The 20,985-nt window shown below is 70.7% G+C and carries 12 protein-coding genes and 1 pseudogene; 8 read left to right on the top strand and 5 right to left on the bottom strand.

All coding sequences use genetic code 11. The features are described 5' to 3' along the window. The first annotated feature begins 854 nt into the window (after nt 1–854). From ACGF13_RS09475 to ACGF13_RS09465, 3 genes and pseudogenes are all read left to right on the top strand, one after another. Nucleotides 855–2,591, top strand: coding sequence for an ABC transporter transmembrane domain-containing protein (locus ACGF13_RS09475; RefSeq protein ID WP_392870995.1), 1,737 nt, complete (start codon nt 855–857; stop codon nt 2,589–2,591). Next, nucleotides 2,588–4,345, top strand: a complete 1,758-nt coding sequence (locus ACGF13_RS09470) for an ABC transporter ATP-binding protein (protein ID WP_392870992.1) — start codon at nt 2,588–2,590, stop codon at nt 4,343–4,345. Before ACGF13_RS09475 ends, ACGF13_RS09470 begins: the two co-directional genes overlap by 4 nt. A gap of 450 nt (nt 4,346–4,795) precedes the next feature. Then, nucleotides 4,796–5,458: pseudogene (locus ACGF13_RS09465) on the top strand (IS5 family transposase); the annotation flags it as partial. A gap of 9 nt (nt 5,459–5,467) precedes the next feature. Here ACGF13_RS09465 and ACGF13_RS09460 read toward each other — a convergent pair. Beyond that, the gene (locus tag ACGF13_RS09460; RefSeq protein WP_392870989.1) at nt 5,468–5,896 is read right to left on the bottom strand and encodes a DUF6210 family protein; all 429 of its coding nucleotides are present in this window, start codon (nt 5,894–5,896) and stop codon (nt 5,468–5,470) included. Nucleotides 5,897–6,257: 361 nt separating this feature from the next. Between ACGF13_RS09460 and ACGF13_RS09455 the strand changes: the two genes are divergently transcribed. Then, entirely contained in the window at nt 6,258–8,891 is a 2,634-nt protein-coding gene (locus ACGF13_RS09455; protein WP_392870986.1) for a SpoIIE family protein phosphatase, read from the top strand. A 301-nt stretch (nt 8,892–9,192) separates the two neighbouring features. Here ACGF13_RS09455 and ACGF13_RS09450 read toward each other — a convergent pair whose 3' ends face one another. After that, nucleotides 9,193–9,714, bottom strand: a complete 522-nt coding sequence (locus ACGF13_RS09450) for a nucleoside-triphosphatase (RefSeq protein WP_392870983.1) — start codon at nt 9,712–9,714, stop codon at nt 9,193–9,195. A gap of 364 nt (nt 9,715–10,078) precedes the next feature. On the opposite strand from ACGF13_RS09450, the gene ACGF13_RS09445 reads away from it, so the two are divergent. Genes ACGF13_RS09445 through ACGF13_RS09435 form a run of 3 tightly spaced genes read left to right on the top strand, consistent with a single transcriptional unit; the run spans nt 10,079 to nt 14,606 of the window. Continuing rightward, nucleotides 10,079–10,906 (top strand): FAD binding domain-containing protein, encoded by an 828-nt coding sequence (locus ACGF13_RS09445; protein ID WP_392870980.1) that lies wholly within the window; start codon nt 10,079–10,081, stop codon nt 10,904–10,906. Continuing rightward, complete coding sequence (locus tag ACGF13_RS09440; RefSeq protein ID WP_392870977.1) at nt 10,903–13,641, top strand: molybdopterin-dependent oxidoreductase; 2,739 nt, start codon at nt 10,903–10,905, stop codon at nt 13,639–13,641. The genes ACGF13_RS09445 and ACGF13_RS09440 overlap by 4 nt, the downstream gene beginning before the upstream one ends. Continuing rightward, nucleotides 13,638–14,606 (top strand): antibiotic biosynthesis monooxygenase, encoded by a 969-nt coding sequence (locus ACGF13_RS09435; protein WP_392870974.1) that lies wholly within the window; start codon nt 13,638–13,640, stop codon nt 14,604–14,606. Before ACGF13_RS09440 ends, ACGF13_RS09435 begins: the two co-directional genes overlap by 4 nt. A 254-nt stretch (nt 14,607–14,860) precedes the next feature. Here the strand turns inward: ACGF13_RS09435 and ACGF13_RS09430 are convergent, their stop codons facing one another. The 3 genes from ACGF13_RS09430 to ACGF13_RS09420 form a co-directional block, all read right to left on the bottom strand. Then, complete coding sequence (locus ACGF13_RS09430) at nt 14,861–15,301, bottom strand: helix-turn-helix domain-containing protein (protein WP_392871654.1); 441 nt, start codon at nt 15,299–15,301, stop codon at nt 14,861–14,863. Nucleotides 15,302–15,558: 257 nt separating this feature from the next. Continuing rightward, nucleotides 15,559–16,608 (bottom strand): LacI family DNA-binding transcriptional regulator, encoded by a 1,050-nt coding sequence (locus tag ACGF13_RS09425; protein ID WP_392870971.1) that lies wholly within the window; start codon nt 16,606–16,608, stop codon nt 15,559–15,561. A 230-nt stretch (nt 16,609–16,838) separates the two neighbouring features. Then, the gene (locus tag ACGF13_RS09420) at nt 16,839–18,776 is read right to left on the bottom strand and encodes a PIG-L family deacetylase (RefSeq protein WP_392870968.1); all 1,938 of its coding nucleotides are present in this window, start codon (nt 18,774–18,776) and stop codon (nt 16,839–16,841) included. Nucleotides 18,777–19,211: 435 nt separating this feature from the next. Here ACGF13_RS09420 and ACGF13_RS09415 point away from each other — a divergent pair. Continuing rightward, a partial coding sequence (locus ACGF13_RS09415; protein WP_392870965.1) for a GDSL-type esterase/lipase family protein occupies nt 19,212–20,985 on the top strand: 1,774 nt, incomplete at its 3' end.

Raw genomic sequence — 20,985 nt, 5'->3', positions numbered from 1 at the left:
CAAAACTGTAGCACACAAGCGCCCCTGTGTACAACGCCGATTCACGGAACATTTACCCCCGCACTTCCCCCTCCTTTCCAGGGCTTTACCCGGCTCGACTTTCCCCGGAATGCGGCATTATTTCCAGGTTGCGATCCGCGGGTGCGGCCGAATGTCGGCCGGACGACCGTGGCACGGGGCGGCCGTCCCGCTCCGGGCCGAGGTGACACTCCCGCAGGTCACGGGCAGGCCAAGTGATGGACGCCTGGCTCCAGTTGGTGGAGAGACACGAGTCGCTGCGGACCACCTACGACCTGAGCGGCCCGACGCCGGCCCAGACGGTCCACCCGTCCCGCCCGTCCCGGGTGGCTGCGAGGAACGGGCACCCGGAGCGTCCAGCACTGGACCGAGGCCTGGGGCCGGCTCGTCCCGGCAGGCCGGGATCGAGTGGCGTCCGTCCACCCGGCGGTCAGGGCCGAACTTCCACCTGGCAGTGGCCGCAGGGAAGGGAATCCTCATCGGAGTGGGCGCGAGCCGCTACTATCTCGACGGAAATCTCCCAGCCGTTCTCGCGGCGTCGATCGAGGCCGGTCTGATCAATATGTCCAAGGGGTTCGAGAACTCCCCGGCGGATGTCTCGCCGGATAATCCATGGCGAATTTTCCGAAGGGCAGCTGAATGCGGTGGGAAACGCTTCTCCCCCGCACTTCGGCATCACGCGGCTTGGTCGAGCCGGTTCCAGAAGCCTGCACAGATCCCGCGAAGCTGCTTCTTCATGATGAACACCTCCTGCCCGTGGTGACTACAGCCACAGGCGGTCGGGAGGTAGACGGAATTCAGGATAAGGACCGGGAAAGACGGTTAGGGTTTCACTCATGACGGATTCGTATGCCGACCCGGGAACCCCGGATCACCGAAGTGCTGCGCGTTACCTGTGGTGGCTGACCATGAGTCAGCGCCGACGGGTGACAGGTGGTGCGGTGATCGGCACCCTCTGGATGGTCTGCCTCCTGCTGCCGCCGTACCTCATGCAGCGTGCGATCGACGACGGGCTCCAGCGGGGGAAGACCGGCGTCCTGGTCGGCTGGGTGGCCGCACTGGTCGGCGCCGCGCTGCTCAACGCATGGCTCGGCATCATGCGCCACCGCATCATGACACGAGTCCGGATGGACGCCACCTTCCGGACCATCAAGGTCGTGGTCGCACACTCCACTCGGCTGGGTGCCGAACTGCCCCGAAAAGTGACGGCCGGCGAGGTGGCCAGCATCGGTGTGGGCGACGTCGCGCAGATGAGCCAGACACTGACGATTACCGGCCCGGGCGTCGGTGCTGTCGTCGCGTACCTGGTGGCGGCCGCGCTGCTGCTGTCGGTCTCCGCCCCGCTCGCCCTCGTGGTCCTGCTGGGGGTGCCGTTACTCGCGGTCGCGGTAGGGCCGCTGCTGGAACGCCTCCAGGGCGCGGAGTCCAGGTACCGCGAGCAGCAGGGGGCCCTGACCGCCCGGCTCGGGGACATCGTCGGCGGCATGCGCGTACTCAACGGCATCGGCGGTAAGGAGATGATGGCCGGCCGCTACCTGCGCGGATCGCAGAACCTGCAGGCCGAAGGATACCGGGTCGGCGCCGTGACCAGCTGGATCCAAGCGCTCTCGGTCGGCCTGCCCGCCCTCTTCCTTGCGTTGGTGACCTGGCTGGCCGCCCGGATGGCCGCCGAGGGCACCATCACGATCGGCACGCTGGTCGCCGTCTACGGCTACGTCGCCGTCCTGGTGGTACCGGTCTCCAACTTCATCGAGGGCGGATACGACCTCACCAGGGGTCTGGTGGCCGCTCGACGGGTGGTCCGGATGCTCGACCTGAAGCCCGCCTTCGAAGACGCCGCAACACTCCGGCCGGCCCATGACGAGCCATCAGTCCTGTACGACGCCGACACCGGTGTGGAACTGGTCCCGGGCCGGCTGACCGCGATCGTGAGCGCTCGCCCGGCCGATTCCGCGGCCGTGATCGACCGGCTCGGCCGGTACAGCGCATCCGCTGCGACCTGGGGCGGCGTGCCGCTCGCCGAGGTCGCCCTGGCCGAGATCCGCAGCCGGATCGTGGTGGCGGACAACGACGCCGACTTCTTCTCCGGCACGCTGCGCACCGTGGTCGGCGGCCGGTCCGAGCACACCGGCCCGTTCATCGCCCAGGCCGTCAGAGACGCCGCGGCGGAGGACATCGTGCAGGCACTGCCCGATGGCCTGGACAGCGTGATCCAGGCCCAGGGCAGCAACCTCTCCGGCGGTCAGCGCCAGCGGCTGCGGCTGGTCCGTGCCCTGCTGGCGGACCCGGAGGTGCTCCTGCTGGTCGAGCCCACCTCCGCCGTGGACGCCCACACCGAGGCCGCCATGGCCGCTGGGCTGCGCCGGGCGCGGACCGGACGCACCACCGCCCTCACCTCGACCTCCCCCGTCCTCCTGGAGCAGGCCGACACCGTCTGCTACCTCGTCGACGGCCGTCTGGCGGCGGCCGGCCCGCACCAGGAACTGCTCGCGTCAGAGCCCGGCTACCGCGCGCTGGTGGCCCGCCGCGAAACCGCCACCGGGTCCACGCCCGCCGAGGAGGCCGTCCGATGACTGCTCAGACCGAGACCGCCCCCGGACGGCTCCCGATTGCCGGACCTGCCGAGGTCCGCCGGGCCGCCGTGCGTCTGATGGGGCAGGACGGCCGTGCGGTCGCCGCGATGCTGACCCTCAACGGACTGGCCGCGGCCGCCGGTCTGGGCGGCCCCTGGCTGCTGGGCCGGATCATCGACGACGTCCGGGGCGGCGCCGGGGTCGGACACGTCGACCGACTCGCCCTCGGCATCCTCTGCTTCGCGCTCGCGCAGCTGCTCCTCGGCCGCTTCGCCCGCTACGCCGCTCACCGCTTCGGCGAGCGGACTCTGGCGCGGATCCGAGAGCGGTTCGTCGACCGCTCCCTCGCCCTGCCCGCGTCGGTGGCCGAACGCGCCGGCGCCGGTGACCTGCTGACGCGCGGCACCGCCGACGTCGCCACCGTCGGCACCACCCTGCGCGACGCCGGGCCGGAGATCTCGGTGGCGCTCGTCCAGATCCTCCTGATCCTGGTCGCCATGCTCGCGGTCAACCCGCTGCTCGGCATCTGCGGGTTGCTCTGCCTCTCCGGGATCTGGTTCGCCACCCGCTGGTACCTGCACCGTGCACACGCGGGATACCTCGCCGAAGGCGCCGCCAACTCCGCGCTGATCGAGATCCTCACCTCCACCGCGGCAGGGGCCCGCACCGTCGAGGCCCTGGGCCTCCAGGACCGCCGGATCGCCGCCACGGCCGAGGCGGTGGAGCACTGCCGGGTCACCCGTACCCACACCCTCAACCTGCGCACCGTCCTCTTTCCCGTGGTCGAGTTCTCGTACATCGCCCCGGTCGCCGGCATCCTGCTGCTCGGCGCCGCCCTGCGCGACACCGGCGCGGTCACCACCGGCGCGGTGGTCGCCTGTGCTCTCTACTTCTGGAAGCTCTCCGAGCCGCTGGACAAGGTCCTGCTCTGGCTCGACCAACTCCAGCGCAGCAACGCCTCCTTCGCCCGAGTCGAGGGCATCGGCCAGGTGGACTCCCCGGCCGTGACCGGCGGCGGCCGGCCCGCGGACGACCGGATCGACGTGGTCGACGTCCGGTACGCCTATCAGGGCGAGCGGGACGTCCTGCACGGCGTCGACCTCACCGTCCGTCCGGGCGAGCGGCTGGCGATCGTCGGCCCGTCCGGAGCCGGCAAGTCCACTCTGGGCCGGCTGCTGGCCGGGGCGGAGACGCCCCGCACCGGACGGGTGACGGTGGGGCAGGTGCCTGTCGCCGAGCTCGACCCGGCCCAGTTGCGCCGACACGTCGTCATGGTCTCCCAGGAGCATCACGTCTTTCTCGGCACCGTCCGGGACAACCTCCTGATCGCCGCGCCCGCCGCGACCGACCAGGACCTGCACGCGGTGCTGGCCGCCGTCGATATCGACTGGGTGGACGAGCTGCCGGACGGGCTGGACACCGAACTCGGTGCCGGTGGGCTCCGTCTGGACGCTCAGCAGGCCCAGCAACTCGCCCTGGCCCGGGTGGTCCTGGCCGACCCACACACGCTGATCCTGGACGAGGCCACCTCCCTGCTCGACCCGACCACGGCCCGGCATATCGAGCGCTCGCTGGCGGCTGTGCTCAAGGAACGCACCGTGATCGCCATCGCCCACCGCCTGCACACCGCCCACGACGCGGACCGGGTCGCGGTCATGGAAGGCGGCCGGGTGACCGAATTGGGCAGTCACGAAGAGCTGTTGGCGGCCGGCGGCGGGTACGCCGCGCTGTGGAAGTCCTGGCACGGCGTCTGAGCGCGCCCCACCCCTCTCGACCTCTCTCGACCAGGAGGAGCGGAACCCCACGCACTCGGCACCACCGCAGACGGCCCAGAGCTGGGTCCGGCCGGTTCCCGGCCGGACCGGGCCTGGCGCCCTCCGGCTCTTCTGCTTCCCGTACGCCGAGTGTTCGACCTGAACAACTGACGGAAGGAACGGTTGGTTCAACAGAACCAAGAGAAAGCCCCACGTACAGCACTCCACACGCCGGGGCTACCCCAGGTTGCAACTACGTCAGCGGCGAAGGAAGTCCCGCGGCACCCTCTGAGTGAAGTTTCCAACCCCTTGCCCCTACGCCCCCAGTGGGTCCTCGACCAGCTCCGAAAGCGCACCGCCGAACTCGACCTGCCGAAGATCGTCCTGCACGACCTCAGGAACACCGCGGCCAGCATCATGATCGCCGCCGGCATCCCCCTCGCCGTCGCGGCCAGGTTGTTGCAGGAGGTCCAGGTCCGCGATGACTCGGTGGGCGCCGTGGAGTGGACCGTCTCCGTCGATTCCACGATCGCCCGGGCGCATCAGCATGCCGCGGGCGCCCGCAAAAAAGGGGCCGACGCAGGGGACGAATCGGAAGATCCGGCAGCTGTCGCGCATCGCGAGGCGCTCGGCCGGTCCCGGGGCGGGCTGACGACCAAGGTCCACCTGGCAGTCGACGGCCGGGGGATGCCGCTGTCGATCGTGCTCAGCACCGGGAACACGGCGGACTGCACCATGTTCCCGGCCGTGCTGGACGCGATCCGCATCCAGCGAACCGGCGCCGGACGCCCGCGCACCAAGCCCGACCGGATGGTGGCGGACAAGGCCTACTCGTCACGGAAGATCCGCCATCTGCTGCGGCGTCGAAGCATCAAGGCGACCATCCCCGAGCGCCGGGACCAGATCGCCAGTCGAGCCCGCCGCGCGGGCAGGGGTGGCCGACCGCCGGCCTTCGACAAGACCGCTTACCGGGGGCGGAACGTTGTCGAGCGGTACTTCTCCCGGTTGAAGCAGTTCCGCGCGGTGGCAACCCGGTTCGACAAACTGGCAGCCCGCTACCGTGCCGGGGTGATCATCGCATCGCTGATCCTCTGGCTCAGGGCGGACGACTGATCGCCGGGTTCAGTCCGAGTCGAACCACACCAGCACTGCCGGGCCGTCCGGCGTGATCACCGGCACCCAGGCCTCATCGGCCTCACGGATCCGGCTCTCGTCCAGGCGCAGAGGGCGCGGCTCCTCAGTGGTCCCGTCGCATGCCCAGTAGCGGATGGCTCCGGTGATCTCGCGGAGCCTCTCCCGCTCGTCATCCGGCCACGCGTAGTTCCAGGTGCCGGCACCACAAAAGTGCTTCTCGAACAGCTCGCGCAACGCGTCCAGCTCATCAGGGCCGAACAACGGCACCAGAAAGCCTTCGACCTGCCCCTGCCGGCAGGCGGTTCCGCCGTACTGTTGCTGGTAGAAGACCCCCGTCTTCGCCTCGACCACCGCATACAGCCAGCCACCGGCACTCATGCCGTCAGGATCGAGGAAGACGAAGCGTCGAGAGCTCATGGCCGCAGTCTTCCGGCCGCTGACCACGAGCTCAACGACAATTTCCACCTGCAAGATCAATTACGAGACACGGCCCAGGTTCGGCCGTGGCACGACCCTGTTCGGAGTGCGGACAGGCCACATCCAGGGCCCTACTACGACCCGGTGTCGTATTCGGGGACCTTTGTCCCCCGTTCGGGCGCCGCGCCGAGAACGGGCGGGTCCAGCCGTACCATCCGCCCGACGACCGGGCGCGTGCCTCTGCGGCCGTACCCGAGCAGCAACCCCTCGGCACCGCCACGGGAAGGCGGCACCCGCTCCTCGCCGGGTCGCCACCCGGTCGGCCTTGACAGCGTCGCCACCGCGACGTAGATCGGAAAGCATGAGTCGGCACGAGCCGGTGGACCGGGCGGCGACACCCGTCCGGAGCGACGCGGCCACGTACCCGGACACGGACGCCACGGCGGATTCCGGCCGTCGCGGACGGGCGACCGAGGCCGGGGCGGCTGTCGGTACGGCGGCGGAGCGTGAGGACGCCCTGGTGACGGCGGTGGTCAAGGCCGTCGAGGAGACCGCCGCCCATGCCGGGAGCGTCTTCCTGCGCTCCCGGGACGGCCGCTCGATCGTGCTGGCCGCCACCTGCGGTGCGCCGCCGTCCCTACTCGGCGGCTGGCGGCTCATCCCGGTCAACAGCCCCATTCCGGTGGCGGTGGCCTACCGGTCGGGCCGGACGGTCCATCTGGCCGACGCCGACGAGACGATGCGACGCTATCCGCAGCTCGCGGTGGCCCTGCCGTACGCGTTCGGCTCGGCGTCGGTGCCGGTGAGGGCCGGGCAGGAGAGTCTGGGAGCACTGGCGGTGGTGTGGCCGGCGCCGTCCGGGCACGCGGGGCTGTCGAGGGCCCGGCTCCGCCATCTGCGGGCCATCGCCAACCGGCTCGGCGCAGACCTCGCCGGCCTTCGAGCCCGCGGGGGCGTCTTCGAGTACGACGCCGCGACAGTGCCCATCGAGGTCCCGGCTCCCACCGCGCCGGCGGTGCGGGTCGGTCTGTTCGACTGGCAACTCGACACCGGGACCGTGGTCGCCGACGACGAGCTCTGTGCGATCTTCGGTCTCACGCCCGACGCCTTCGACGGGCGGGCCGACACACTGGCTTCCCGGCTCCACCCGGGCGACCGGGTCTCGCTCCGGGCTGCGGCCCGGGCAGCCGTCGCGGACGGCAGAGTGGTCGCCCGCCGCCTGCGCGTCCGCACCGCCGACGGGTACCGCACCGTTGAGCTGTGGGGTCGCGTGCCGGAGGCGTCTGAGGAGGCGGTCCGGACCCACCTGGTCGGCAGCGTGCTCGACGCCGGAGCCGGAGCCGCAGCCGTCACCGCGGTGGAACGGCTCCGGGACGGACTCTTCTCCCTCGATCCGAACGGACACGTCGCCTACGCCAATCACAGCCTGGAGGTGCTGCTGGGGACGCCCGGCGGGGAACTGCTCGGCCGCTGCCTGTGGGATGTCCTTCCGTGGCTGTCCGATCCGATCTTCGAGGACCGGCACCGAGCCGCGATGGTCTCCCAGCAACCCACCGTCTTTCTGGTCCGGCGCCCGCCGGACCGCTGGCTCGTCTTCTCCCTCCACCCCGATGTGAACGGCGTGACCGGCAGGGTGACGTCCGCCCGGCCGCCCCACTCGCCACCGGACGTGTCCGGCACATCGGAGGGCTCCGGGACATCGACCGCCCCTTCGCCCGTCCCCGGGCCCGGGTCCCCCGCGCCGAGCCCGCCACCACCCCACGCGGAGCCCGCGCGCCTGGGCTCCATCTACCGCGTCCTGCAGCTCAGCAGCGCGCTGACCGAAGCGGTGAGCACGGTCGAGGTGTGCGACGTCGTCGCCCATCAGCTCCTGCCGGCCTTCGGCGGACAGCACCTGGCCATCTACGTGATCGACGAAGGCCGTCTGCACCTGCTCTTCCACACCGGCTACCACGACCGCTTCCTGCAGTGGCTGGAAGGCAAACCGCTCGACACTCCGCTGCCCGGAGCGGAGACGCTCGCCTCCGGCGTACCCCTGTTCGTCGACTCCCGGCAGGATTTCACCGATGCCTGTCCGGCTCGCACCGTGGAAGGCGTCGGAGCCTGGGTCTACCTACCGCTGATCGCCTCCAACCGCCCAGTCGGCACCTGCATCCTCGGCTTCGACGGGATCCACCGGTTCACCGCCAAGGACCAGGGCATCCTGACCGCGCTCAGCGGTCTGATCGCCCAGGCACTCGAACGCGCCCGTCTCTACGACGCGAAGGCCGCCCTCGCACACGGCCTGCAGAAGGCACTCCTGCCCCACCGCCTGCCCGCCCTGCCGGGCATCCGCACCACCGGCCGGTACCTGCCCGGCACCAGCGGGATGGACATCGGGGGCGACTGGTACGACGTGATCCCCACCGGGAACACCGTGGCCCTCGTGGTCGGGGACGTCGAGGGCCACAACGTCGCCGCAGCCGGCACCATGGGCCAACTGCGGAGCGCCGTGCGGGCCTTCGCCACGGCCGGTCACTCACCCGGCGCCGTCCTGGCCGGAACCAATCGGCTCCTGGTCGACCTCGGTCCCGAGCTGCTTGCCAGCTGCTGCTACATCCTCATCGAGCCGGACGAGGACCGTGTACGCGCCGTCCGCGCCGGGCACTGCCCGCCCTTGCTACGCCGTCCCGACGGCAGCACCGAGGTGCTTGAACTGGAGGGTGGCCCACTCCTCGGCGTCGACGGCACCAGCAGCTACCCGGAGACGGAGCTGCACCTTCCCCGAGGGTCGATCCTCGCCCTCTACACCGACGGCCTCGTCGAGGAACGCGGCACCAGCATCGATCTGGGCATCGACGACCTGCGCGCCTCGCTGGCCCACGCCCACGCCAGAAGCCTCGACGACCTGGCCGATCGACTCCTACGCAAGGCCCAACGCTCCCCGCACCGTTCCGACGACATCGCTCTGCTGCTCACCGCCTACCACCCCGGCCAGGCCCCGCAGGCCGCCTGACGGCCCAAGGGCACGGAACCCACGCAGGCGGCCTGGCCTCCACCGTCCAGACCCCGGCCCACAAGGGCTGAGCGGGCCCGGCCGCGCAGCGCTGAGAGGCCGGTAGTCGACATAGGCGTGCGCGCCGTCGGGCGAGAAGGCGATCGCCGTCGGCGAATGGTAGGCGCCGAGGTCGATGGTCCCGGTGACGGCGTGGGTGGCGGTGTCGATCACCGAACGCGCAGCAGGTCGTCGTGTCGTCGGGTGATCGCGGAGACGGTGCCACCGGGGCGGGCCATCGGATGCGTGCTCTCGTACGGGATCAGCGTCCCGCCGACTCCAGCCGCGCCGCCAGCCGTTCGGGAAGGGCGTCCCGGTTCGCCACGGTCAGCCGGAGGACCTCGACGTCGGCGCGGCGCTTGAGGGCGTCGGTGAACGGGCCGTGCTGCGCCTGGACGGTGGCCACGATGCCGACCTCGGCGGCGAACAGGGCCCGGACGGCGTCCTCGAACGGGCGGTACGCCAACTCCATCCGGCCGAGCTCGTCGATGAGCACGAGCGTGCGCTCCGTCCACACCAGGGACGGCAGGGCCAGGCGCTCCATGACTCGCAGGTCGACGCCGTACCGCCCGACCCGTGGCGGCCCCGGGAAGTCGACATGGGCGAGCACGGCACGCTCGCCCGACAGCGTTTCCAGCGCGAAGCCGACCCGGGTGCCGTGCGTACGGATCTCCTCCGTGGTGAAGCCGGAGGTCTCCCGGGTCGGCAGCAGCGCCGCGAGTCGGCGGATCGCGGTGGTCTTCCCGCTGCCGGGGCGGCCCTCCAGCAGAATCCTGATCGGCATCGCGGGCTCCGGACGAGTGGTCGTCGGGCAAGTGGTCCTGTTCTCAGCGTGGTCCTCCGCGCACCCGGGCCGCAACGCCGGTTCGCTCGTACTCGGCCGCACGGGGAACCGTCCGGGACGGGTCACCCGCCGGACCGCCGGCCCCACACGTGCCCCACACCTGCCATCACCACCGCACCGACCCCGACGGCTCGACGTCATGCCGAGGTCCCGACTTGGCGGGCCCGGCTCGTCCGGCTATACGCTTGACATGCGTCCCAGCGCCCGCCGAGGCTCCTCCTCGGGCGTTCGACCGCAGCGGCCCGAGGGCGGACTCCGGGGGTGGTCCGTCGCGCGGTGGTCGGCATGAGGGAGAACGGTTCCCATGGACCTCAACACCGTCACCGAAGTCGTCCGGCGCCCGCCCGGTCGGCCCGGCCTGGACTGGCGTGAAGGCGACGCCTGGCTCGCGGGTGGCACGTTCCTGTTCTCCGCCGAGCAGCCGGGCCTGCGCCGCCTGATCGACCTGACGTCCCTGGGCTGGGATCCGCTCGTTCCGAGCGACACCGGCCTGGAGATCGGTGCGACCTGCACCATCCGCGACCTGTACGCCTTCGAGCCGCCGCGTGATTGGACCGCGGGTGTCCTCTTCGCCACGGGCTGCGAGGCGTTCTTGTCCTCGTTCAAGGTGTGGAACTCGGCGACCGTCGGCGGCAACATCTGCCTGTCGTTGCCTGCCGGCCCGATGATCACGCTGACGGTCGCCCTGGAGGCCTGGTACGAGCTGTGGGCTCCCGACGGGTCGATCCGCGTCGTCGATGCCCTCGACTTCGTGACCGGCGACAACCGGAACCTCCTCGCACCGGGCGAACTGCTGCGCCGCGTCAGGATTCCGGCGAGTGCCCTGCGGAAACGCACCGCGCACCGCCGCTTCGCACTGACCCGACTCGGCCGCTCGACGGTGTTCCTCATCGGCACCCGGACGCCCGGGACGAACGACCTGACGCTCACCGTCACCGCCGGCACCACGCGGCCGGTGCGGATCGCCTTCAACAGCGTTCCCGACGCACGGACCCTTCAGCACAGCATCGATGTCATCCCCGCCGACTACTGGTTCGCCGATCCGAACGGGACTCCCGAACACCGTCGCCACCTGACCAAGCACTTCAGTGAGGAGATTCGTCACGAACTCATGGCTGGGGGCCCGGCATGACCTTCCTGGTGAACGGCAGGAGCTTCGACGACGAGCCGGAACCCGGCCAGTGCCTGCGTACCTTCCTCCGTTCGCTCGGTCACTTCGGTGTCAAGAAGGGGTGCGACGCGGGCGATTGCGGCGCGTGCACGGTGTGGCTGGACGGCGATCCGGTGCACAGTTGCATCACCCCCGCGTTCCGCGCGGACGGTCACGAGGTGACGACGATCGAGGGTCTCGGATCACCGGGTGACCTGCATCCGATGCAGCGGCAGTTCCGTGACGCCCCGGGATTCCAGTGCGGCTTCTGCACAGCCGGGATGATCATGACGTCGGCGGCGCTCACCGAGACTCAGAAGGACGACCTGCCCCGGGCGTTGAAGGGCAACCTCTGTCGCTGCACCGGCTACCGGGCGATCGAGGACGCCGTGCGGGGCGTCACCGGTGTGGAGACGGCGGCCCCGGGGAAGGCGGTGGGGACGAGTGTCGGCGCGCCGGCGGCCGACGACGTGGTGACCGGCCGCGCCGAGTTCACCATGGACACCCGTCTCGAAGGCATGCTGCACCTCAAGGTGCTGCACTCACCGCACGCGCACGCCCGGATCGTCTCGATCGACCAGACCGCCGCACTCGCGGTTCCCGGCGTGCGCCGGGTCTACACCTGGCAGGACGTGCCGCGCAAGCGCTTCACCACGGCGATCCACACCGACCATCTCGTCGATCCGGACGACACCCTCATCCTCGACAACACGGTGCGCTTCGTCGGCCAGCGCGTCGTGGCCGTCCTGGCCGACACCGTCGGGGCGGCGGAGGAGGGCTGCCGGAGGGTCGTCGTCGACTACGACGTCATGCCGGCCGTGTTCGACCCCGAGGAGGCGATGGCCGAGGGGGCGCCTCAACTGCACGGCGCGCAGGACCCCTTCGTCCGGGATCCGGTCCACAACATCCTGGTGGAGATCCATGCGCACATCGGTGACGTCGATGCCGGATTCGCCGACGCCGACGTGATCCACGAGGGCACGTACTCCTCCCCGCGCGTGCAGCACGCGCACCTGGAGACCCACGGCTCGATCGCCTGGATGGAGGACGGTCGCCTGAACGTGCGTACCAGTTCGCAGTCGCCGTCGATCGCCAAGACGAAGCTCGCCCATCTGTTCGCCCTGCGGCCGGACCAGCTGCGGGTGTTCTGCAAGCGGGTCGGCGGCGGCTTCGGCGGCAAACAGGAAGTGATCTCCGAGGATCTGGTCGCGCTCGCCACGCTGGACACCGGGCGGCCGGTCTGCTTCGAGTACACCCGCGAGGAGGAGTTCACCACGGCCTCGCCCCGGCATCCGATGACGCTGACGGTCAAGCTCGGCGCGAAGGCGGACGGGACGCTCACGGCGTTCCAGGTCCGCAACGTGTCGAACACCGGCGCCTACGGCAACCACGGCGGCGAGACGCTGTACGCGGGTGGCGCGGCCGTCATGATCTACCGCTGTCCCAACAAGAAGTACGACGCCTTCGCCGTCTACACGAACACCGTTCCGAGCGGGGCACTGCGCGGATACGGGATGACACAGCCGGCGTTCGCCGTGGAATCGGCGATGGACGAACTGGCCCGTGCCCTGCACCTCGACCCGCTCGAACTGCGGCGCCGCAACATCGTCCGACCGGGCGATCCGCTCGTCGCGTTGCACGACGGACCCGACGACGTGATGTTCACCGAGGACGGCCTCGCCAAGTGCATCGACCTGGTGGACACCGCGATGGCCCGAACGGCTCACGAGCCGTCACCGGGGCCCGACTGGCTCGTCGGGGCCGGCGTGGCGAGTTCCCTGCACGAGACCGCGCCCCCGACCGAGCACATCTCGGAGGCCTGGATCACGCTCGGGGACGACCTGGTGTACGAGCTGGCCGTCGGGACGGTCGAGTTCGGCGAGGGCACCTCGACCGCCCATGTCCAGATCGCGGCCAACCAGTTGGGCACGACGCCGGAGCGGATCCGCCTGGTGCAGTCCGACACCGACCGCACGGGATTCGACACCGGCGCCTTCGCGAGCGCGGGACTCTTCGTGGCGGGCAACGCCGTCCTGCGTGCGGCCAACGCGGTGCGGGACCGGATCCTGGAGTTCGCCGCCGCCCACACGGGTGTCCACGTCGTGATGTGCTCGATGGACGACGACGGCGTCGTCTGCGGCGAGCAGCGCGTGTCGTTGGCGGACCTCGTCGCCCTGGCCCGCGCGCGCGGAATCCGTTTCACCGCCGCCCGCAAGGGCTACGGCTCGCCGCGAAGCGTCACCTCCAACACGCAGGGATTCCGGATCGCCGTCCACCGGGTGACCGGCGAGATCCGCATCCTCTACAGCGTGCAGGCCACCGACGCCGGCGAGGTCGTCAACCCCGCACAGGTCCGGGGACAGGTGGACGGCGGTGTCGCCCAGGGCATCGGCTTCGCGCTGACCGAGAATCACCAGATCGACGCGAGCGGTGTCATGGTCAACCCGAACCTCCGCAACTACCGCATCCCCACCTACGCCGACGTTCCCCGAACCGACGTGCTCCTGGTGGCGTCCTCCGACTCGGTCGGGCCGATGCGCGCGAAGGGCATGGCGGAATGCTGTATCAACCCGGTGGCCGCCGCCCTGGCGAACGCGCTCCATGACGCCACGGGCGTCCGCTACCGCGCGCTGCCGCTGACCCCGGAACGGATCTTCAGTCGGCTGAACGAAGCCAGTCCGGTGTCGACGGCGGCCGGATCGAAAGGAACACCGTGAAGCCCCGGGACGGGGACGCCGCGGCGACGGCCATCATCGGTCTGAAGGTCCGGCCGGGGCTGGAGCGCGAGTACGAGACGTGGCAGGAGGACGTCAACGCCGCCGCCGCCGACTACCCCGGCTACCTCGGCGCGGAGGTCTCCCCGCCGACGTCCCGGCAGCCCGACTGGATCGTCGTCTACCGGTTCGACTCGATAGCCCATCTGCAGGCATGGATCAACAGCGCGACCAGGCAGCGCCTGCTCGACGCCGGCAGCAGGTACTTCGACGGTCCGGGAACCCAGCAGGTCGTCAGAGGCGGCGTGCAGGCACCGGATCCGCTCGTGACCGTCGTGGTCGCCCACCGTGTCCACCCCGACCACGTCGACGAGTTTCTCGACTGGCAGCGGCGGATGAGTCAGGAGGAGCGGACGTTCGAGGGCTTTCGCGGTACGGAGCTCTTCCGCCCGGTCGAGGGGCTCCAGGACGAGTGGACCACCCTGTACCGGTTCGACAGTGCCGAGCACCTCGACGCCTGGCTGACGTCAGGCGCGCGGCGGAAGCTTCTCGCCGAGGGCAGCAGGTTCAACGAGTTCAGACTTCGGACGATCGACAACTCCTTCGGCAGCTGGTTCGCCTTCGAGGAGAACGGCAAGGAGGTGCCGCCGCCGTCGGAAACCAAGACCGCCATCGCGGTGTGGGTCGGCCTGTACCCGACCGTCGTGCTGCTGACGCTCGCCCTTTCGCCGCTGAAGATGCCGCTCTGGATCGGACTGCTGGTGGGCAACCTGCTGTCGAGCTTCACCATGAGCTTCCTGACGATGCCCTTCTACGTGAACCGGCTGCTCAAGCGGTGGCTGCGGCCCCCGCCGGGCGAGCCCGCGGGGAGGAACAACCGCGTCGGTCTCGGCATCGTCGCCGGGGTGACCGCGTTCTGGGCCGCCGTCTTCTACCTCGTCACGACCCAGTTCTGGACCTTGCCCTGACCTTCAGGGGGCCTGGACCGAAGAGTCCGCGCCTGGTCGGGGGCTGAAGCCGCCACCGGTGCGCGGGCCTGACCCGTCCGTCCACCCGCCCCGCTCCCGGCGGCCCGGGTCACGCCTCGCGTGACCCGGGCCGCCAGGTGGTGGCCGCCGGTCGGACGGCGGCGTGACGGGAGGCCGTCACGCTTCGCTCTGTGGGAGCCCGGAGGAACCTCCTCCCCTGCGGAACGAGCCGGCGTTCTACCGGAGTCGGCGTTCTACCGGGTGCGCGGTTGGGCGCGGTGATCGGGTGCGCCCGGCCGGGCCCCGCCCTGGTGCTGGGGTCGGGCGGGGCGGGGCTGCGGACAGCGCCGGCGGCGCCGACAGCACGGACCGCTCTCACCGATCGCCGTCAACGGCACGACCATCACGACCACCGCGGACGGCTGCTCGTCCATCACCTCGGCGGCTGGCGTCCCACGGTGGCTCCCGTCCGGCTGATCGATCCCGCTACCGGGAACGGCCCGCGCAGCACGGAGAAACCCCTCCAAGCGCGAAGCCCCCAGGCCGAGCGCCGTCGCGAGTTGCTGGACCGAACGGCGATGCGGTCGGCGCACCCGGCCCCGCTCGATGTCGCTGATCGTCCTCACACTGACCTGGGAACGCCGGGCGAGTTCCTCGTGCGTGAGTCCCGCTGCATGACGAAGCGCCCTCAGCATCCCCCCGAATGCCGCATCCCCTTGCTGTGCCTTCGGCACGTCACCCCCGGACATCCGCCCCCCCTTCCTACCGAACGCGCGCTTCCACATCTTGGCGTGTGGGAGCGCTCCCACGATGGGGAGCGTAGCAGCCCCTGACCTCCGGGTCGGTCGCGACACCCGCCAGGAGCCCATGAAAGGACAACGGAATTTGATGATCTCTCAGACCGAATCCGCCAGGACGAAACCGTCAGGCAGAGTCCGCCAGTCCGAGCCCGTCAGGCCGAGGCCCGAACCGTCAGTTCGGTCGGAAGGGTCACCTGGCGACGCGGCCGGCCGGGTTCGGCGATCTCTTCGAGCAACAGCTGAACCATCAACCGCCCCATCGCCTCGATCGGTTGGCGAACACTGGTGAGCGGCGGCTCGGTGCTCCGGGCGATAACGGAATCGTCGAACCCGACGACTGCCACCTGTCCCGGCACGCGCCGCCCCGCCTCGCGCAGCGCCCGGAACGCGCCCACGGCCATCAGATCGGAGGCGCAGAACACGGCATCGAGGGTGGGCGCTCCGGCCAGGAGTTCGCGCATCGCCGCGTAGCCCCCCGCCTCGGTGAAGTCTCCGTGGGCGACGAGTGCTTCCTCCAAGGGGAGGCCGGCCTCCGCGAGCGCCTCCCGGTACCCCGCCAGGCGTGCTCCGGCCGCCTCCATGTCGAGCGGCCCCGTGATGGTGGCCACCCTGGTACTGCCGCGCGCGACCAGGTGCCGGACGGCCGCCCGGGCCCCGCCCGCGTTGTCGGCGTTGACATAGCTCAGCGGTTCCCGCTCGGAACGGCGACCGCCCAGCACGGTCGGCATCTCCAGCCATTCAAGGAGGTCGGGCAGCGGGTCGTCCTGACGCACCGAGGCCAGGAGCACACCGTCGACCCGACGCGCGGTGAGGTAGCGCGTCAGACGCTCGCGTTCGTCCTCGTTGCGGACCAGGGCCAGCAGCAACTGCAGGTCGGTCGCTGCGAGTTCGTCGGAGATCCCGGTGATGACGTCCGAGAAGTACGGTTCCGACCTCAGTCGCGCCGCGCTTTCCGGGACGACCAGGGCGATGACATCGGTCCGCGAGGTCACCAGGGACCGTGCCGCCTGGTTGGGTACGTAACCGAGCTCGGCGACGGCGCGCTCCACGGCCTCCCTCGCCTCGGTGCTCACCTTGGGCGAACCGTTGATGACTCGGGACACCGTTCCCCGGCTGACTCCCGCGCGAGCGGCCACGTCTTCCACCGTGGGTCGCGCGCCGGACCGGGCGGTTCCGGGACCCGGCCGTTCAGTTCGGGGCATGATCACACTCCGGCGTGGCTCACCGGGCGATCGTCCGGAACGGGGCGACGGAAGTGATCCACGAGGTCGACTGTTCGGGAGACATGCTTGCGCACTCTCGGGGGCGGCCATCCTACACGGCGTGGGAGCGCTCCCACCGGTTTTTCGGCCCACCCCGCCACACGAGGCCCGCCGACCTGGGGCCCGCCGGCCGGTCGGAACTGCTCCCGACCGGCCGGCGAGACCTGCGGTCAGAGCGGCAGGCCCTGCCAGCCGCCGAAGCCGGTGGCCGAGGCGCCCGCACGGACGTAGACGCGGCCGTCCGTGCCGATGGCGAACACGTGGAGGACATCGCCGCTGCCGACGATCGCGGTCGGGTAGTCGAGGACGGTGCCGCCGAGGTCCTGCCAGGCGCCGTAGCCGGCGTTCGGGGCGGTCTGGGCGGTGGTGCTCACGCCGCCACCACCGTTGCGCTCGAACAGGACGACCTGTCCACGGAGGGTGGCCATCGCCGGCTCGCCCACGCCCGCGTGGCCGCCGAGGTTGGCCGGGGACTGGCTCCACGGTCCGCCGGGCTGGGTCTGGTAGCTGACCAGCATCGCGCCGGTGCCGGCCTCGCGGTAGGCGAGTTCGATGCGGCCGTCCTGGTCGAGCGCGGCCTTGGGCGGGCTCGCCGGGCGGGCGTTCGGGATCGTGACCGGGCCGTTGATGGCGTCGTTCGGGGCGGTCTGCCACCAGTTGAGGACCTCGGCGCGGGTGCTGGCGAAGACCTCGATCCTCCCGACGCCGTTGCGGATCGCGGTGACCGGGTCCTGGATGTCGGTGCCGCGCAGGTCCTCCCAGGTGGTCGTCCAGGCACCGTTCGGGGTGGTCTGCCGGATCGCGCTGAGGCCGCCGCCGCCGTTCTTGATGAAGAGTTCCAACCGGCCGTCCTGGGAGGAGGCCACCGCGGGCACGCCGACCTGGTCCGCGTTGTTGAGCCCGGCGTTGGGGTTGCCGAGGTCGGCCCAGCTGTTCCGCCACACGCCGTTGGGGGCGATCTGCGGTACGGAGATGATGTGGTGGTCGGTCAGGCGGCGGGCGAAGACCTCCATCCGGCCGTCCGCGTTGGTGCCGACGGCTATGCCCGGGGCCAGCCGGCCGCCCGGGTCGGCGAACCGTGCCGGGCCGCCCCAACTGCCGTCGGAGTTGCGCCAGTACGTGTAGAGGGAGCCGGCCCGGACGACGAAGACCTGCGGTCGGCCGTCCTGGTTCAGCCCGGCCCAGGAGGTGCCCCGCGACCAGCGGTAGTACATCCGGGAGAACCAGGCGGTCTCGTAGCTCCCCGAGTGGTCGTGGCTGGCGTACTCGGAGACGAACACGCCCTTGGTGTCGACCGTCGCCGGGTCGAGGTTCACCGGGCAGTCGCTGATGTTGTAGTCCCGGTAGTTCACCTGGATCAGCGAGCCGCCGTACTGGCTCGCCGCCACGCCGGCGAACTTCGCGGCGGAGACGTGGTCCGAGTGGTCGCCCTTGTAGCGGGTGTCCGGGAGTTCGTCCTGGGCCCGGAGCACGGTCGGCCGGTACGTCACCATGATCTGCCGCAGCACCTCGACGACGTCCGCCGCCGTGTAGGTCGACGACCCGGACATCGGGCTGCCCTTCGGGACGACCGTGGTGTCGGTGCCGCCGTTCAGCACGTCGGCGAGCCCGGCGTCGTGCAGGTTGAGGAAGATCAGGTGTACCGACCGGTCCCTGAGCATGTACCGCTCGACCTGCTTGCCCGCGACCGTCCAGGCCTCGACGATCCAGTGCCCGATCTCGTCGGTGTTCGGGTCGGTGTCGCCGACCCCGGCCATCCGGGAGTAGGCGTTGACGGCGCCCATCTGGCGGTTCCAGGTGCGCAGCGGGTCGCCGGCGGGGTCCCCGCAGCCCGAACACGGGTCACCGGTGATGTTCCCCGCGGTGACGAACACCGTGACGGACGGCGTGCCGTTGGATATCGCGTTGGACAGGTCCGGGTTCATGAACAGGATGTCGTCGTCCTCGTGGGCGACGACCTGCATGAACAGCGGCCCGGAGTCGGCGGTCAGAGCCGTGCCCGTGGCCGTGGCCGCGGCGGCGCGGGTCGCGGTCCCCTTGGCCAGGACCGGTGCGGCGAGGGCGGTGACCGCGAGGGAGGCGAGGAGTCGCCGTCGTCCGATTGCCATGTGCTTGCCCCTAATTCGAAGTCGGCAGGTGATCACGCCAGGAGGTAATTGGCGGATTGTCGAGCAGGAAATGCCCGAGACGGTATATCGCAAATCCGCCGGGCGCAACAGTCGGCTGACGTACGATCAGGCCAAGCTGTCCGTTTCCCGCTCATCCGGTTCGGTCCCGGACGAATCCGCCCCTCCGTCGAACCGTGCGCCACCGGCGGATCATGCCTGGTGGCGCGGTTTCTGCGGGAGCTTCCCCATGCTTTCCGCCTGGTGTTCCGCATGGCGGACTCCGGGCCGGGAGTGATTGCATCGTGGGTGGCTGACGAGCTCCGAGAGTTCTCGCCGCTTTATCGAATCTCCTCGCCCGGGAAAGGCGGCGCCGCAATTGTCCGTCGCCTGGACCGCGCGGGAAAAGGGTTTTCCGTACCCAGCGAAAGGATTCCTGTGCACGTCGCCCACCGCCCGCCGCGGGGCCGCCTGTCCGCCCTGACGGCAGCCGCTGTCGTCGTCGGCGCGTTCGTCACCCTGCCGCCCACGGCCCCCGCGTACGCGACCACCGGCTGCGGGCCGCTGGCTGCCGCGCCGACGTCCGGCCCGAGCGCACCCCGTCCCGCGTCCTCGGCCTGGACCGGGAGTTGGGGCACCGCCATGAGCCTGGCAGGACCACCCGCATCCTCGGGCGTGACGGGCCGGCAGACGCTGCGCATGGTCATCCACACCAGCATCGGCGGCAGCTCCGCCCGGATCCGCCTGGCGAACACCTTCAGCCCGGACCCGGTGACCATCGGGCACGTCACCATCGCGGCCCAGGACGGGACCGCGGCCCGGAACGGGAACCCGGCCACGGCAACCGCCACGCCCGTCACCCTGACGTTCGGCGGATCCGGCCAGGCCGTCATCCCGCCCGGCGGCGAGATCTACAGCGACCCCACCGCCTTCCCGGTCGCCGCGGACGAGAACCTGCTGGTCAGCCTCTGGCTCCCCAACGGGATCACCACCGCGCCCTACCACCCCTACACGCTCACCACCTCCTACACCTCCGCTCCCGGCGACGGCGCCGACCACAGCCAGGACACCGACGGCGCCAACCTCCCTGCCAGGTACGACTACTGGGCCTACCTCAGCGGTCTGGACGTCACGGCCGCCGGCAGCGACGGGACGGTCGTCGCCCTCGGCGACTCGCAGGTCGACGGCGGGCACACCTACCAGGACTCCAACACCCGTTGGACCGACGACTACGGGCGCGCCCTCAGGGCCCAGCCGACGCCCGAGGGCATCGTCAACAAGGGCATCTCCGGCAACCGGATCCTCACCGACGGGACGGGAGGACGCGTCGGGTTCGGCCAGAGCGCGCTCAACCGCTTCGACCGGGACGTGCTCTCCCAGACCGGCGTGCGGAGCGTCGTGCTGTACGAGGGCATCAACGACATCACGATGGACGACGCCTCCGACACCGCGATCGTGTCGGGGATCCGGCAGTTGGCCTCGCGCGCGCACGCGGCCGGGCTCCGCTTCACCGTGGCCACCATCCCCGCGTTCCAGGGCTACGGCGACTACACCGTCGCCCGGGACCGGGTGCGCCGATGCGTGAACAGCTGGATCCGCACGACGACGGAGATCGACGGCTTCCACGACTTCGACGAGGCGACCCGCGACCCGATCAACCCGAGCGCCGCGTTCGCCGGCTACGTCTCCTCCGACCACCTGCACTTCACCACCAACGGAAACGCGGCCCTTGCCGAGGTCCTCGCCCCGCGGCCCGCTCCGACCAGGCCCTCCCACACCTTCTCCCAGACGACGGCCGGAGCCTTCCACGGCAAGGGCAGCGGCGACCTCGTCGCCCGCGACGACTCGGACGGGCACCTGTACGAGTGGGCAGGGCTGGGAGACGGGTCCTTCGCCGCCAGGATCGACCTGACGGGCGGCTGGGGCGCGTTCTCCCAGACGGTCGCCGGCGACTTCCATGGCACCGGCCACGCCGACCTGATGGCCCGGGAGGACTCGACGGGCAACCTCTACCTGTGGCCCGGCAACGGGGACGGCACCTTCGGCAGCCGCGTCCTCGTCACCGACGGCTGGGGCCCGTTCTCCCAGACGGTCGCCGGCGACTTCCGCGGCACCAGCCACGCCGACCTGATGGCCCGGGAGGACTCGACGGGCAACCTCTACCTGTGGCCCGGCAACGGGGACGGCACCTTCGGCAGCCGCGTCCTCGTCA

Origin of the sequence: Kitasatospora sp. NPDC048286 (assembly GCF_043201735.1) — a bacterium.
GTDB lineage: Bacteria > Actinomycetota > Actinomycetes > Streptomycetales > Streptomycetaceae > Kitasatospora.
Note: the sequence above shows the minus strand (reverse complement) of the source record. Positions and strands in the feature narration are given on the sequence as shown.